This is a genomic window from Mycobacterium sp. EPa45 (assembly GCF_001021385.1).
Taxonomy (GTDB): domain Bacteria; phylum Actinomycetota; class Actinomycetes; order Mycobacteriales; family Mycobacteriaceae; genus Mycobacterium.
Window position 1 is genome coordinate 1,694,769 of record NZ_CP011773.1, and the last position, 13,714, is coordinate 1,708,482.

Annotated in this window: 12 protein-coding genes; 8 read left to right on the forward strand and 4 right to left on the reverse strand. The window is 66.3% G+C overall.

The annotated features are described in order from the left end of the window. The first annotated feature begins 13 nt into the window (after positions 1 to 13). Complete coding sequence (gene secA, locus AB431_RS07985) at positions 14 to 2,791, forward strand: preprotein translocase subunit SecA (protein WP_047329483.1); 2,778 nt, start codon at positions 14 to 16, stop codon at positions 2,789 to 2,791. 9 nt (positions 2,792 to 2,800) lie between these two features. Here the strand turns inward: secA and AB431_RS07990 are convergent, their stop codons facing one another. After that, entirely contained in the window at positions 2,801 to 3,265 is a 465-nt protein-coding gene (locus AB431_RS07990; protein WP_235435852.1) for an Rv3235 family protein, read from the reverse strand. Positions 3,266 to 3,465: 200 nt separating this feature from the next. Here AB431_RS07990 and AB431_RS07995 point away from each other — a divergent pair, with 200 nt between their 5' ends. From AB431_RS07995 to AB431_RS29490, 6 genes are all read left to right on the forward strand, one after another. After that, on the forward strand, positions 3,466 to 4,875 hold the full coding sequence (locus tag AB431_RS07995) for a wax ester/triacylglycerol synthase family O-acyltransferase (protein ID WP_047329485.1): 1,410 nt from the start codon (positions 3,466 to 3,468) through the stop codon (positions 4,873 to 4,875). A gap of 15 nt (positions 4,876 to 4,890) precedes the next feature. Next, positions 4,891 to 5,748, forward strand: a complete 858-nt coding sequence (ppk2, locus tag AB431_RS08000; RefSeq protein ID WP_047329486.1) for a polyphosphate kinase 2 — start codon at positions 4,891 to 4,893, stop codon at positions 5,746 to 5,748. 384 nt (positions 5,749 to 6,132) lie between these two features. Further along, entirely contained in the window at positions 6,133 to 6,606 is a 474-nt protein-coding gene (locus AB431_RS08005; protein WP_144418445.1) for a hypothetical protein, read from the forward strand. 60 nt (positions 6,607 to 6,666) lie between these two features. Further along, a complete protein-coding gene (locus AB431_RS08010; protein WP_047329488.1) occupies positions 6,667 to 7,815 on the forward strand; it encodes a ferredoxin reductase in 1,149 nt (382 codons plus the stop codon). Between the two features lie 70 nt (positions 7,816 to 7,885). After that, positions 7,886 to 9,148, forward strand: a complete 1,263-nt coding sequence (locus tag AB431_RS08015; protein ID WP_047329489.1) for a fatty acid desaturase — start codon at positions 7,886 to 7,888, stop codon at positions 9,146 to 9,148. 33 nt (positions 9,149 to 9,181) lie between these two features. Further along, positions 9,182 to 9,694 (forward strand): GNAT family N-acetyltransferase, encoded by a 513-nt coding sequence (locus AB431_RS29490; RefSeq protein WP_052960232.1) that lies wholly within the window; start codon positions 9,182 to 9,184, stop codon positions 9,692 to 9,694. Between the two features lie 4 nt (positions 9,695 to 9,698). Here the strand turns inward: AB431_RS29490 and AB431_RS08030 are convergent, their stop codons facing one another. From AB431_RS08030 to aroA, 3 genes are read right to left on the reverse strand one after another with little or no spacing between them, the layout of a single operon-like run. After that, complete coding sequence (locus AB431_RS08030) at positions 9,699 to 10,547, reverse strand: aldo/keto reductase (RefSeq protein WP_047329490.1); 849 nt, start codon at positions 10,545 to 10,547, stop codon at positions 9,699 to 9,701. Positions 10,548 to 10,587: 40 nt separating this feature from the next. Then, the gene (gene rsgA / locus AB431_RS08035) at positions 10,588 to 11,577 is read right to left on the reverse strand and encodes a ribosome small subunit-dependent GTPase A (RefSeq protein ID WP_047333200.1); all 990 of its coding nucleotides are present in this window, start codon (positions 11,575 to 11,577) and stop codon (positions 10,588 to 10,590) included. Next, entirely contained in the window at positions 11,574 to 12,860 is a 1,287-nt protein-coding gene (gene aroA / locus AB431_RS08040; protein ID WP_235435853.1) for a 3-phosphoshikimate 1-carboxyvinyltransferase, read from the reverse strand. The genes rsgA and aroA overlap by 4 nt, the downstream gene beginning before the upstream one ends. A 44-nt stretch (positions 12,861 to 12,904) precedes the next feature. On the opposite strand from aroA, the gene AB431_RS08045 reads away from it, so the two are divergent. Beyond that, positions 12,905 to 13,669 carry an SOS response-associated peptidase gene (locus AB431_RS08045; protein ID WP_047329492.1) on the forward strand — a complete coding sequence of 255 codons (765 nt, stop codon included), beginning with the start codon at positions 12,905 to 12,907 and terminating at the stop codon, positions 13,667 to 13,669. The last annotated feature ends 45 nt before the right edge of the window (positions 13,670 to 13,714 follow it).

Below are 13,714 nucleotides of genomic sequence, written 5' to 3' on the forward strand. Positions count from 1 at the left end.
TCAGGGGAAAAACGTGCTGTCGAAGTTGCTGCGCCTTGGTGAAGGTCGCATGGTCAAGCGCCTCAAGGGGGTGGCTGACTACGTCAACACCTTGTCCGACGACCTAGAGAAGCTCTCGGACGGCGAGCTGCGGGCCAAGACCGACGAATTCAAGAAGCGCGTTGCTGACGGCGAAAGCCTCGATGACCTGCTCCCCGAGGCGTTCGCCGTCGCGCGTGAGGCGGCCTGGCGGGTGTTGCAACAGCGCCACTTCGACGTGCAGGTGATGGGTGGTGCGGCGCTGCACTTCGGCAACGTCGCGGAGATGAAGACCGGTGAGGGCAAAACCCTGACCTGTGTGCTTCCCGCCTACCTGAACGCGCTGGCCGGTGATGGGGTGCACGTCGTCACCGTCAACGACTACCTGGCCAAACGTGACAGCGAGTGGATGGGCCGTGTGCACCGCTTCCTGGGCCTGGAGGTCGGCGTCATTCTTTCGGGTCTGACCCCCGACGAGCGTCGGGTGGCGTACCACGCCGACATCACCTACGGCACCAACAACGAGTTCGGCTTCGACTACCTGCGCGACAACATGGCCCACTCGGTCGAGGAGATGGTGCAGCGCGGGCACAAATACGCGATCGTCGACGAGGTCGACTCGATCCTCATCGACGAGGCCCGCACCCCGCTGATCATCTCCGGCCCGGCCGATGGCGCTTCGCACTGGTACACCGAGTTCGCCCGGCTGGCCCCGCTGATGAAAAAAGACACCCATTACGAGGTGGACATCAAGAAGCGCACCATCGGCGTGCACGAGCTGGGTGTGGAATTCGTCGAGGACCAGCTCGGCATCGACAACCTGTACGAGGCCGCGAACTCACCGCTGGTCAGCTACCTCAACAACGCGCTGAAGGCCAAGGAGCTCTTCGAGCGCGACAAGGAATACATCGTCCGCAACGGCGAGGTCCTGATCGTCGACGAGTTCACCGGCCGCGTGCTCATCGGCCGGCGCTACAACGAGGGCATGCATCAGGCCATTGAGGCCAAGGAAAACGTCGAGATCAAGGCCGAGAACCAGACCCTGGCCACGATCACGCTGCAGAACTACTTCCGGCTCTACGACAAGCTCGCCGGCATGACCGGTACCGCCGAGACCGAGGCTGCAGAGCTGCACGAGATCTACAAGCTCGGGGTGGTCCCGATCCCGACGAACCGGCCGATGATCCGTAAAGACCAGACCGACCTGATCTACAAGACCGAGGAAGCCAAGTACATCGCCGTCGTCGACGACGTCGTCGAGCGCTACGAGAAGGGCCAGCCGGTCCTGATCGGCACCACCAGCGTCGAGCGCTCCGAGTACCTGTCCCGGCAGTTCCAGAAGCGGCGCGTACCCCACAACGTGCTCAACGCCAAGTTCCACGAGCAGGAGGCCGGCATCATCGCTGAGGCCGGCCGGCGCGGTGCGATCACGGTGGCCACCAACATGGCCGGCCGTGGGACCGACGTCGTGCTCGGCGGCAACGTCGACTTCCTGGTCGACACCCGCCTGCGTGAGCGGGGCCTCGATCCCGTCGAGACCCCCGAGGAGTACGAGGCCGCCTGGCAGGAGGAGCTGCCGAAGGTCAAGGAGCAGGCGGCGAAAGAAGCCGAGCACGTCATCGAGGTCGGTGGTCTCTACGTGCTGGGTACCGAGCGCCACGAGTCACGTCGTATCGACAACCAGCTGCGCGGCCGGTCCGGTCGTCAGGGCGATCCGGGCGAGTCCCGCTTCTACCTGTCGCTCGGTGACGAACTCATGCGGCGATTCAATGGCGCGACTTTGGAAAGCCTGCTGACCCGCCTCAACCTGCCCGACGACGTGCCGATCGAAGCCAAAATGGTGACCCGCGCGATCAAGAGCGCGCAGACCCAGGTCGAGCAGCAGAACTTCGAGATCCGCAAGAACGTCCTCAAGTACGACGAGGTGATGAACCAGCAGCGCAAGGTCATCTACGAGGAGCGCCGCCGGATCCTCGAGGGCGAGAACCTGCAGCAGCAGGCCCACGACATGCTGGTCGACGTCATCACGGCCTACGTCAACGGCGCCACCGCCGAGGGCTACGCCGAAGACTGGGACCTCGAGCAGCTGTGGACCGCGCTCAAGCAGCTCTACCCGGTCGGCATCGACCATCACGACCTGCTTGACGACGACGCTGTTGGTGAGCCTGGCGAGCTGACCCGCGAGGAACTGCTCGACGCGCTGATCGAGGACGCCGAAAAGGCCTATGCCACACGCGAAGCCGAGATCGAGGCGCTGGCCGGTGAAGGTGCCATGCGTCAGCTCGAGCGCAATGTGCTGCTCAACGTGATCGACCGCAAGTGGCGCGAGCACCTCTATGAGATGGACTACCTCAAGGAAGGCATCGGCCTGCGGGCCATGGCGCAGCGCGATCCGCTGGTGGAGTACCAGCGCGAGGGCTATGACATGTTCGTCGGCATGCTCGACGGTCTGAAGGAGGAGTCGGTCGGCTTCCTGTTCAACGTTCAGGTGGAGGCCACTCCGGCGCCCGCGGTGGCGCCGGTCGAGACCCCGGCCGGCCTAGCCGATCTGGGCAACCAACAGCAGGAGCCGGCCCCGGCCCTGCGCGCCAAGGGAATCGACGACGACGACTCACGGCAGCTGACCTATACCGGTCCCGCCGAAGACGGCTCGGCCGAGGTGCAGCGCAACGGTGGCGGCAAGCACGCCGCGACCGCGGGCACCACCCGCAAGGAGCGTCGCGAGGCGGCTCGCAAGCAGTCCAAGAGCAGTAGCAGGCTGCGCCGGGGGTAGCCCCCACGACTAGCCGATGTGCAGCGCCACCACCTGCCATCGCAACCCGGTTGGCGTCAGCACCTGTTCGACACGGCAGGCGATCGCATGGACGCGATCGTCGCGGCTGTAGGTCGCTGCGACTTCGGCGGCTGATCCGTCGGCGCCGACCGGTTGCACCCGTAGCCGGCGAAGGCATGCGGCACCGGTGCCGTCGTGGCGCGCGACCGCGGGCAACAGCGACTCCACCAGGCCGCCGGCCAGTAACGGGCGAAGCTGGGCCAATGACCGGCGCCGGTCGATCACCTCGAGCACGCGGCGCAGCGCCGCGTCGGCGAAGCCGCCCGCGGCACGCAGGGGAGCGGACGTGGCGGGCGGCGGAGCAGGGCGAGGCCGCCCAGATCCGGGGGTGCGCGGGCGAAGCAGGTGCACGCGCTCGGACGCGGTGCGCAGCACCGGCGGCTCGTAGTCGACGACGGGAACGACGCAGGACATGGGCATCTCCGGGATCGGTCGGCAGGGGCCGGCTGCCGGAGAGGGGCGAACCGATGGCGACATGATGGCACAGTTCTGTCGCTGGTGCGGACACCGATGCGGCGGCGGTGTGCGCACCCGCGATGCGGTACCCCCGGGTCGGCAGTTACCGTGTCGGGACGGGCGGGGAGTAGTCGAAATGATGAGGGGAATGGCGGACGATGGTGACTCGGCTGTCAGCATCGGACGCCTCGTTCTATCACCTGGAGAACACCTCGACCCCGATGTACGTCGGCTCGCTGGCGATCTTGCGCAAGCCTCGTGCCGGCTTGAGCTACGAAACCTTGCTGGAGACCGTCGAACGTCGATTGCCGCAGATTCCGCGCTATCGCCAGAAGATCCGCGAGGTCACCCTGGGATTGGCGCGTCCGGTCTGGGTCGACGACCCCGACTTCGACATCACCTATCACGTCCGGCGCTCGGCGCTGCCGTCGCCGGGTAGCGATGCTCAACTGCACGAACTCATCGCCAGGCTGGGCTCGCGGCCTCTCGACCGGTCCCGCCCGCTGTGGGAGATGTACCTGATTGAGGGCCTGGCCAAAAACCGACTGGCCATCTACACGAAATCCCACCAGGCGCTCGTGAACGGGATGACGGCGCTGGAGATCGGCCACGTCGTGGCCGACCGCAGCCAGAAGGCGCCCACATTCGGCGAGGACATCTGGATCCCGAGCCGAGAACCCACCAACGGCCAGCTGTTGCTCGGTGCGGTGGGGGAGTGGCTGGCCCGGCCGCGCTTGCAGATGCAGGCGGTCACGTCGGCCATCGGCGACCTGGCCCGCAACAGTGGCGAAGTCGTCGACCTGGCGCGACGGCTGACCGACGTCGCGCGCACCGTCGCTCGCGGCACCGCGCCGAACAGTCCCTTGAACACCAAGGTGTCGCGCAACCGCCGGTTCACGGTGGCCACCGGCTCCCTGGCGGACTACCGGACGGTGCGTTCGCGCTACGACTGTGACATTAACGACGTCGTGCTGGCCGTCATCGCCGGCGCGTTGCGGAACTGGCTGCTCTCCCGAGGTGAGCCGGTCACCACCAGCTCGACCGTGCGGGCGATGGCGCCGACGTCGGTGTACCCCGAGGCCGTTCTCGAATCGTCCGGTCCCGGCCAGGCGATCAGTGAGGTGGCGCCGTTTCTCGTCGACCTGCCGGTCGGGGAGGGCAACGCGGTGGTACGGCTGTCCCAGATCGCGCACACCACCGAATCGCACTCGGCGGCCGCCAGTCTGGTGGATGCCCGCACCATCGTCACGCTGTCCGGGTTCGCGCCGCCGACACTGCATGCGATGGGCACCCGAGTGGCCACTCAGTTCAACGCGCGTCAGTTCAACTTGTTGATCACCAACGTGCCCGGGCCGCAGTCGCAAATGTATGTGGCCGGGGCCAAGCTGCTGGAGATCTTTGCCGTGCCCCCGCTGCTGCACAACCAGGTGCTGGCCATCGGCGTGACATCGTATTGCGGCATGCTGTATTTCGGCATCAACGCCGACCGTGACGCCATGAGCGATGTCGACGTGTTGCCGACGTTGTTGGCCGAATCGCTCGAGGAACTGCTCGAAGCTGCTCAGTAGACGTAGGATTCGGCGATGAGCAAGGCCAACTCCGACGGTGAAGCTTCGGTCAAGAAGCGCAACCGCAAGATCCCCAAAGACATCTACGCGGCCGAATTGTTCCGGCTACAAGCGGAATTGGTGAAGCTGCAGGAGTGGGTCAAGGCCACCGGTGAACGGGTCGTCGTCGTGTTCGAGGGGCGGGATGCCGCCGGCAAGGGTGGCACGATCAAGCGCATCACCGAGTACCTCAGCCCTCGGGTCGCGCGCATCGCCGCGTTGCCCGCGCCCACCGAACGTGAACGGGGCCAGTGGTACTTCCAGCGCTACGTCGAGCACCTGCCGGCCCGCGGCGAAATCGTCCTCTTCGACCGATCCTGGTACAACCGAGCCGGAGTGGAGCGGGTGATGGGGTTCTGCACACCGCAGGAGCACACCCTGTTTCTCCGGCAGTGCCCGATCTTCGAGCAGATGCTCATCGATGACGGGATCATTCTGCGCAAGTACTGGTTCTCGGTCTCCGACAACGAACAGCTGCGCCGGTTCCGGTCCCGGCGAAATGATCCGCTACGGCGCTGGAAACTCAGCCCGATGGACCTCGAGTCCATCTTCCGCTGGGAGGACTACTCGCGCGCCAAGGATCAGATGATGGTGCACACCGACACCCCGAACAGTCCCTGGTTCATCGTCGAATCCGATGACAAGAAGCACGCGCGGCTCAACATGATGGCCCACCTGCTGGCGAGCATCGACTACCACGAGGTCGAACTACCGAAGGTCGACCTGCCCGAGCGCCAGACGCCGGGCAACTATCAACGGCCGGAGCGGGAGCTGTCGACCTACGTCGATGACCACGTCTCCACTCTGCTCGGGGACAGCAAGAAGGACGGTTAGCGTCAGAAAGCCGGCGGAAGGCCTGGTTCAAACCTCGGTCGCCGGTGATGCCCACCACTGCGCGGTTAGTCGAGCGGGTCGACCGGCAATACGCACCAATGAGACCCGCCACGGCAGGGGGATAAGGGGGCCGTGGCGGGCCTCTCTGTGTTAACGATGTTGACCCGGTCGCGGTTCCCCGGACTCCGACGTCTGCCGCCGGCTCCCGTGCCCGGAGATAGGTGAGACAATTCCAGCTGTGCATGTGACCTCGCCCGGCGCTGATGTGGCGTCGCCCTCCCCAATTCGTCTTCGGGCGTTGTCGGACTTGTCCGTCCGAATCCTCGGCGCTCCGGTCGCAGGTAACTGAGCTTCGTGCGGGTCTATATCCCGGCCACGTTGGCCATGCTCCAACAGCTGGTGGCCGACGGGTCGCTTCAGCCGCTGAGCGGGACGGCGTTCGCCGTCACGCCAGGTTTGCGAGAGTCCTACGCCGAAGGCGACGACGAGGAGCTGGCCGAGGTCGCGATCGGTGAGGCGGCGCTGGCGTCGCTGCGGCTGCTGGCGGCCGAGTCGGAGCAGACCGACGGCGAGTTGCCGCTGCGCCGCGCGGTATTGGTCGCCGATGCGGATGCGACGCCGCGGCCCGATCTCGACGACGCCGTGGTTCGGGTCGGGGGACGGGTGAACCTGGATCAAGTGGTTGCCGCCTACGTCGACAACGCTGAGGCCGAGCCCGCCGTGAAAGCCGCGATCGCCGTCATCGACGAAGCCGATCTGGGCGACGAGGACGCCGAGTTCGTCGTCGGAGACGCCCAAGACCACGCTCTGGCCTGGTACGCCACCCAAGAACTGCCGTTCCTGCTCGATTTGCTCTGACGCCTGGATACGCGACCGTAGGTTACGGTACCGTAGGTTAGAGGGCGAAAGAGGTGCGCTATGGCGAAGAACCAGGTCAAGATCAGTGCAAACGTCATCGACACCGTGCGACCGAAGGTGGCCGGCGAGGGGCGCAATCCCGCGATCGACGCGGTGCGTGCCATGGTCGGCCGGATCACCACACCGCTGTTGCCCGATGACTATCTGCAACTCGCCAACCCGCTGTGGTCGGCGCGCGAGCTGCGTGGGCGGGTGGTCGACGTCCGCCAGGAGACCGAAGATTCAGCAACGCTGGTGATCAAACCGGGCTGGGGCTTCACATTCGACTACCAGCCTGGCCAGTACATCGGCATCGGCCTGCTGGTCGACGGCCGGTGGCGGTGGCGGTCGTATTCGCTGACCTCGAGTCCGCATCGTGACGGTGCCGGCCGGTCGCGGACCATCACGATCACCGTCAAGGCCATGCCCGAGGGCTTTCTGTCCACCCACCTGGTCGGCGGCGTGAAGCCCGGCACAATCGTCCGGTTGGCTGCTCCGCAGGGTAACTTCGTGCTCCCCGACCCCGCACCCGCGTCGGTGTTGTTCCTCACCGGCGGGTCCGGCATCACCCCGGTGATGTCGATGCTGCGGACCCTGGAGCGTCGCGACCAGATCGGTGACATCGTCCATATCCATTCCGCTCCAACGGAATCCGATGTGATGTTCGCCAGCGAGCTCGCGCAACTGGCTCGCGAGCACGACGGCTACCGACTGACCGTCCGCACCACCCGCACGCAGGGGCGGCTGGATCTGGCCCAGCTTGACGATCTTGTCCCAGACTGGCGCGAGCGCCAGACCTGGGCCTGCGGTCCAGAAGGGATGCTGACGGAGGCCGAAAGGGTGTGGCAGGCCGCCGGCGTCGGTGAGCGGCTGCACCTGGAGCGCTTCGCGGCGTCCCGGGCAGCTGCGCACGGGCAGGGCGGCACGGTGACGTTCGGTCGCAGCCGCAAGTCGGTGACGGTCGATGCGGCGACGTCGCTGATGGAGGCCGGCGAGCAGGCCGGAGTCCAGATGCCGTTCGGTTGTCGGATGGGCATCTGCCAGTCCTGTGTGGTCGCCCTGGTAGACGGCCACGTCCGGGATCTGCGCACGGGCGTCGAGCACGAGCCGGGTACTCGGATTCAGACGTGCATTTCAGCCGCTTCAGGTGACTGTGTAGTGGATGTCTGAGGTTTACTCACTAGTAACCTACGGGTACGTAGGTTACGGTATCGTAGGTACGAGAAGGGAGGCGTGACTTATGGCTATTAGCGATGTTGATGCATTTGCGCATTTGACCGAAGCGGACATTGACGGCCTCGCGGTTGAGCTCGACGCCATCCGCCAGGACATCGAGGATTCCCTCGGCGCGCAGGATGCGCGCTATATCCGCCGCACCATTGCGGCTCAGCGCGGCCTCGAGGTCGCGGGTCGGCTGATGCTGGCTGCCAGCTCGAAGCGATCGGCCTGGTGGGCCGGCACGGTGACCCTGGGCGTGGCGAAGATCATCGAGAACATGGAGATCGGCCACAACGTCATGCACGGCCAGTGGGACTGGATGAACGATCCCGAGATCCACTCCTCCTCGTGGGAGTGGGATATGAGCGGGGCGTCCAAGCACTGGCGGTTCACCCACAACTTCATGCACCACAAGTACACAAACATCCTCGGCATGGACGACGACGTCGGCTACGGCGTCATCCGGGTCACCCGTGATGCGAAGTGGAAGCCGTTCAACCTGTACGGCAACCTGCTTTTCAACACCCTGCTGGCGATCGGTTTCGAGTGGGGCGTCGGGCTGCAGCATCTGGAGCTCGGCAAGATCTTCAAGGGTCGCGACGACCGCAAGGCCACACTGGTCCGGGTGCGCGAGTTCGGCCATAAGGCCGGGCGGCAACTGCTCAAGGACTACGTCGCCTACCCCGCGATCACGTCGCTGTCCCCGGGTGCCACCTACCGCTCGACCGCGACCGCCAACGCGGTGGCCAACGTGATCCGCAATGTGTGGGCGAACGCGGTGATCTTCTGCGGCCACTTCCCTGATGGCGCAGAGAAATTCACCAAGACCGACATGGTGGGCGAGAGCAAGGGCCAGTGGTATCTGCGCCAGATGCTGGGCAGCGCCAACATCGACGGCAGCCGTGCCATGGACTTCATGACCGGCAACCTGTCGTACCAGATCGAGCACCACCTGTTCCCCGACCTGCCCAGCAACCGGTACCACGAGATCTCGATCCGGGTGCGCCAGATCTGCGACAAGTACGACCTGCCGTACACCACCGGGCCGTTCCTGGTGCAGTACGGCAAAACCTGGCGCACGATCGCCAAGCTGTCGTTGCCGGACAAGTACCTGCGCGACACCGCCGACGATGCACCCGAGACCCGCAGCGAGCGGATGTTCGCCGAGCTGGAATCGGGCTATGCGGGTGTCGACCCGGCCACCGGCCGCAAGCGCGGGCTCAAGACCGCGATCGCCACTGCTCGTCAGAAGCGACGCGCCAAGCGCACAGCCAAAGCGGCCTAGCCAGTCGGCGCGCTCGCGGGGCAAGATGAGCCCGTGAGTGCGCCGTGGCAGGTCCGGACGGGCAGTGCCGACGATCTCGAAATCCTCGGGCCGTTGTGGCTGGCCGTGCATCACCGGCACGCCGAGTCGATGCCCGAACTCCAGCCCTACGTCAGTGACGCGGAATCATGGCGGGTGCGTCGCACCCTCTACGAGGAGCTTCTCGAGAAGCCGGATACGCTGCTGCTGGTCGCCGGCGTCGATGACCGCCCTATCGGTTATGGGCTGGCACACGTACTCGCGACCGAGGAAACCTGGGTCGCAGACACCTGGGCCACTGGCAGGCGCGTCGGTGAGATCGAATCCCTTTCGGTGCTTCCGGAATTCCGCGGCTCAGGCCTGGGCACCCAACTGCTCACCACGCTCGAAGAGCACCTGCGCCGCGCCGGTGTCGACGATCTGATCCTCGGTGCCCTGTCCGGCAACCGAGACGCCCTGCGTCTCTACGAGCGGCTCGGTTACCGGCCGACCTGGCTGTATCTGTCGAAGTTCGCCGGCCGGGATTGAGCGGTTAGTCCGGGATCCAGTTGAAGTCGTCCGGGTTGGGACCCTGCCGGCCGGCCTCACCCTTGTCGAGGGCGGTGATGGCGTCGATGTCGTCGTCGCTCAGCTCGAAGTCGAAGATCTCGAGGTTCTCCTTGATCCGCTCGGGGGTAACGGATTTCGGGAAAACGATATCGCCGCGTTCGATATGCCAGCGCAGCACCACCTGCGCGGGGCTCTTACCCAGCCGCTCGGCGATCTTGCCGATCACCGGGTCGCCGAGCACCGCGCCCTGAGCGATCGGGGACCACGCCTCGGTCAGGATCGTGTGGTCGGTGCCGTACGCACGCAGCTCGTCGTTGGCGAAGTACGGGTGCACCTCGATCTGATTGACGGCGGGCACCACCTCGGTGTCGCGGGCCAGCGTCTCCAGGTGATGTATCTGGAAGTTGGAGACGCCGATGCTGCGGGCCCGGCCGTCATTCTTGAACTCCTCCAACACCTTCCACGTGGAGACGAAGTCGCCGTCGTAGAGCCCCGGAAGCGGCCAGTGGATCAGGAACAGGTCGACGTAGTCGAACCCGAGAGCCTCGATCGTGGCGTCGAACGCCCGCTTGGCGTCGTCGGGCTTGTGAAACCCGTTGTTGAGCTTGCTGGTGACGTACACCTCGCCGCGGTCGATGCCGAAGTCCCGAATGCCTTGTCCGACGCCCTTTTCGTTCTGGTACATCTCCGCGGTGTCGATGTGGCGGTAGCCGATCTCCAGAGCGGTGCGCACGGCTGACGCGGTCTCGTCGGGTGCGATCTGGTAGACGCCGAAGCCGAGCTGCGGAATCTTGGTGCCGTCATTGAGTGTCAAATTCGGAACGGTGCTCATGTCTGCGGCGTGCCCTCTCGATTGGTGGTGCAAACAATTATCAGTACGCCGCGGCTTCTGACAACGCGGCCAGCAGCCGCCGCGCCGCCGCGACTCGGTGCGCCGGTGCGCCGGTCAGTGCGTCGAGCGCGCATTCCGGGTCGGCCGGGGGTCCCATATGGCCGCAGCCGCGCGGGCAGTCTGCGATGACATCAGCCAGATCCGAAAATGCCCTCAGAACGTCATCGGGCTCGATGTGGGCCAACCCGAACGATCTGATGCCCGGGGTGTCGACCACCCAGCCGCCGCCCGGCAGCGGCAATGCCACCGACTGGGTGGAGGTGTGTTTGCCCTTGCCGACGCCCGACACCTCGCCGGTGACGCGGTGCGCCTGCGGCACAAGACGATTGACCAGCGTCGACTTACCGACTCCGGAGTGGCCGAGCAGCACGGTGACCTTGCCGACCAACAATTCCTCGACTTCGTCGAGGGGGTCATCGCGCCCGGCGGTGATCACGGTGAGATCCAGATCGCTGAACTGCGCGGCGAACTCCTCGGGGGAGGCCAGATCGGTCTTGGTCAGGCACAGGATCGGGCGCAGGCCGCCGGCATACGCCGCGATGAGCGTCCGGTCCACCAGGCCGGTGCGCGGTGGGGGATCGGCCAGGGCCACCACGACCAACAGCTGGTCGGCGTTGGCGACCACCACCCGTTCGGTGGGGTCGGTGTCATCGGCGGTGCGGCGCAACACCGTTCGCCGGTCACCCCGGCGCACGATGCGGGCCAGTGTGTCGGGCCGCCCGGTCAGGTCACCGACGATGTCGACCTGATCGCCGACGACAATGGGGGTTCGGCCCAGTTCGCGGGCACGCATCGCGGTGACATGCCGGTCCGGATCGCCGTCGAGCACGCAGCCCCACCGGCCGCGGTCGACGGTGACAACCATCGCCGAGGCGGCATCGGCATGCTCGGGACGGGTTTTGGTGCGGGGACGCGAGCCACGGCCCGACCGGATCTTGACGTCGGATTCGTCGTACTCGCGTGGGCTCAACCGACCCCCACCATCTCGGCCCACAGCTGTGGGAATTCTGGCAGCGTTTTGGCGGTGGTTGCAATGTCCTCGACGGCGACGCCGGGTACCCGCAGCCCGATGATGGCTCCCGCCATCGCCATTCGGTGATCAGCATAGGAATGCCAGGTGCCGGCATGCAAGGGCGTCGCGGTGATCACCAGGCCGTCGTCGGTCTCGGTGCACTCGCCGCCGAGGCCGCCGATCTCGGCGCGCAGCGCCGCCAGCCGGTCGGTTTCGTGGCCGCGCAGATGGGCGATGCCGGTCAGCCGCGACACCGAGCCCGGTGCGGCCAGTGCGGCCAGGGCGGCCACCGCGGGGGCCAGCTCACCCACCTCGTGCAGATCCACGTCAAAGCCGCCGTAGGTCTCGGGACCCCGCACCTCGAGGTGCGAATCCGACTGGCTCACAGTCGATCCCATCAGCTGCAGGATGCCCAGGATTGTATCGGCGGGCTGCACGCTGGCCGACGGCCAGCCGGTGATGCCCACCGCGCCACCGGTCACCACGGCCGCGGCCAGGAACGGTACCGAGTTGGACAGATCCGGCTCGACGTCCCACTGCCGGGCCGCAATCGGCCCGGGTGCCACCCGCCACTCGTTGGTGACGGTGTCGTCGACATCGACGCCGGCCTCGCGCAACATCGCCACGGTCATCGCGATGTGCGGGGCCGAGGGCACCGAGGTGCCGGTGTGCACAACGGTCAGCCCCTCGGTGAACGCCGCGCCGGACAACAGCAGACCCGAGACGAACTGCGAGGAACTCGACGCGTCGATATGTACCGTGCCGCCCTTGACCGCGCCGCGGCCGTGAACGTGAAACGGCAGCCCGCTTGCGTCGATGTCGACACCCAGCCCGCGCATCGCGTCGAGCAGGGGAGCGATCGGGCGTGCCCTGGCCTGCTCGTCGCCGTCGAATTCGACGACCGCGGTGCTCAGCGCCGCCAGCGGCGGCACGAAGCGCAACACCGTTCCCGCCAGTCCACAGTCGATGCGCGCCTGACGGCCCGGGTTGAGCGCCCCGCTGACCACCAGCTCGGGGCCTTCGCCGGCCACGGCGATACCGAGCGCCTGAATCGCCCCGATCATGAGGTTGGTGTCGCGGCTGCGCAGTGCGCCGCGGATCGTGGAGTCACCCTGACCCTGGGCCGCGGCCAGCGCCGCGAGCACCAGGGTGCGGTTGGTCTGCGATTTCGAGCCGGGCACCGTGACCGTGGCGACGACGGCCTCCACCGCTGACGGCGCTGCCCACAACTCGGTGCTCACGGCATACATCCTGCCCTGTCGGCATCGTGCGCCACCATGGAGTCATGTGCGGACGATTCGCAGTGACCACCGACCCGGCGCTGCTGGCCGAGAAGATCAACGCCATCGACGAGGCGACTAACGCGGCCAAGGAGGCGCGGGGACCCAACTACAACGTGGCCCCGACGGCCACCATCGCCACCGTGGTGAGCCGACACGACCAGCCCGACGACACCCCGACCCGGCGGGTTCGGTTGATGCGCTGGGGCCTGGTGCCGCCCTGGGTGAAGGCGACCGCGGACGGCACCCCGGAGAACAAGGGTCCGTTGCTGATCAATGCCCGCGCCGAGAAGGTCACCAGCTCACCGGCATTTCGGGCGTCGGCCAAGAGCAAGCGCTGTCTGGTCCCGATGGATGGTTACTACGAGTGGAAGCCCAACCCTGATAGCCCGGCAGGCAAGAAGGCCCGCAAGACGCCGTACTTCATGCACCGCGCCGACGGCGAACCGCTGTTCATGGCCGGGCTGTGGTCGGTCTGGAAAGCAAATGACGAGGCGTCGCCGCTGCTGACGTGCACGATCATCACCACTGATGCGGTCGGCGAGCTCGCGGAGATCCACGACCGGATGCCCTTGGTGCTCGAGGAGCGGGACTGGGACCGGTGGCTGAATCCCGATCAGCCCGCAGACACCGACCTGCTGTCCGCACCGCCCGACATCGCCGACATCGACGTGCGCGAGGTCTCCACACTGGTCAACAGCGTTCGCAACAACGGCCCAGAGCTCATCGAGCCCGCCGATCCACACAACCAACCGGTTGGCCTGTTCTAGCGACTCGGCGCCGGTTAGGCTCACAGCCAAGATCCCGACCAGCGA

Bases quoted from the DNA above. Each gene is read 5' to 3' on its own strand.
- AB431_RS08010 (WP_047329488.1), top strand. From the start codon at position 6,667: ATGGCGAAGAACCAGGTCAAGATCAGTGCAAACGTCATCGACACCGTG.
- AB431_RS08015 (WP_047329489.1), top strand. From the start codon at position 7,886: ATGGCTATTAGCGATGTTGATGCATTTGCGCATTTGACCGAAGCGGAC.
- AB431_RS08045 (WP_047329492.1), top strand. From the start codon at position 12,905: ATGTGCGGACGATTCGCAGTGACCACCGACCCGGCGCTGCTGGCCGAG.
- AB431_RS08005 (WP_144418445.1), top strand. From the start codon at position 6,133: ATGCTCCAACAGCTGGTGGCCGACGGGTCGCTTCAGCCGCTGAGCGGG.
- ppk2 (WP_047329486.1), top strand. From the start codon at position 4,891: ATGAGCAAGGCCAACTCCGACGGTGAAGCTTCGGTCAAGAAGCGCAAC.
- AB431_RS08030 (WP_047329490.1), bottom strand. From the start codon at position 10,547: ATGAGCACCGTTCCGAATTTGACACTCAATGACGGCACCAAGATTCCG.
- AB431_RS07995 (WP_047329485.1), top strand. From the start codon at position 3,466: ATGGTGACTCGGCTGTCAGCATCGGACGCCTCGTTCTATCACCTGGAG.
- AB431_RS07990 (WP_235435852.1), bottom strand. From the start codon at position 3,265: ATGTCCTGCGTCGTTCCCGTCGTCGACTACGAGCCGCCGGTGCTGCGC.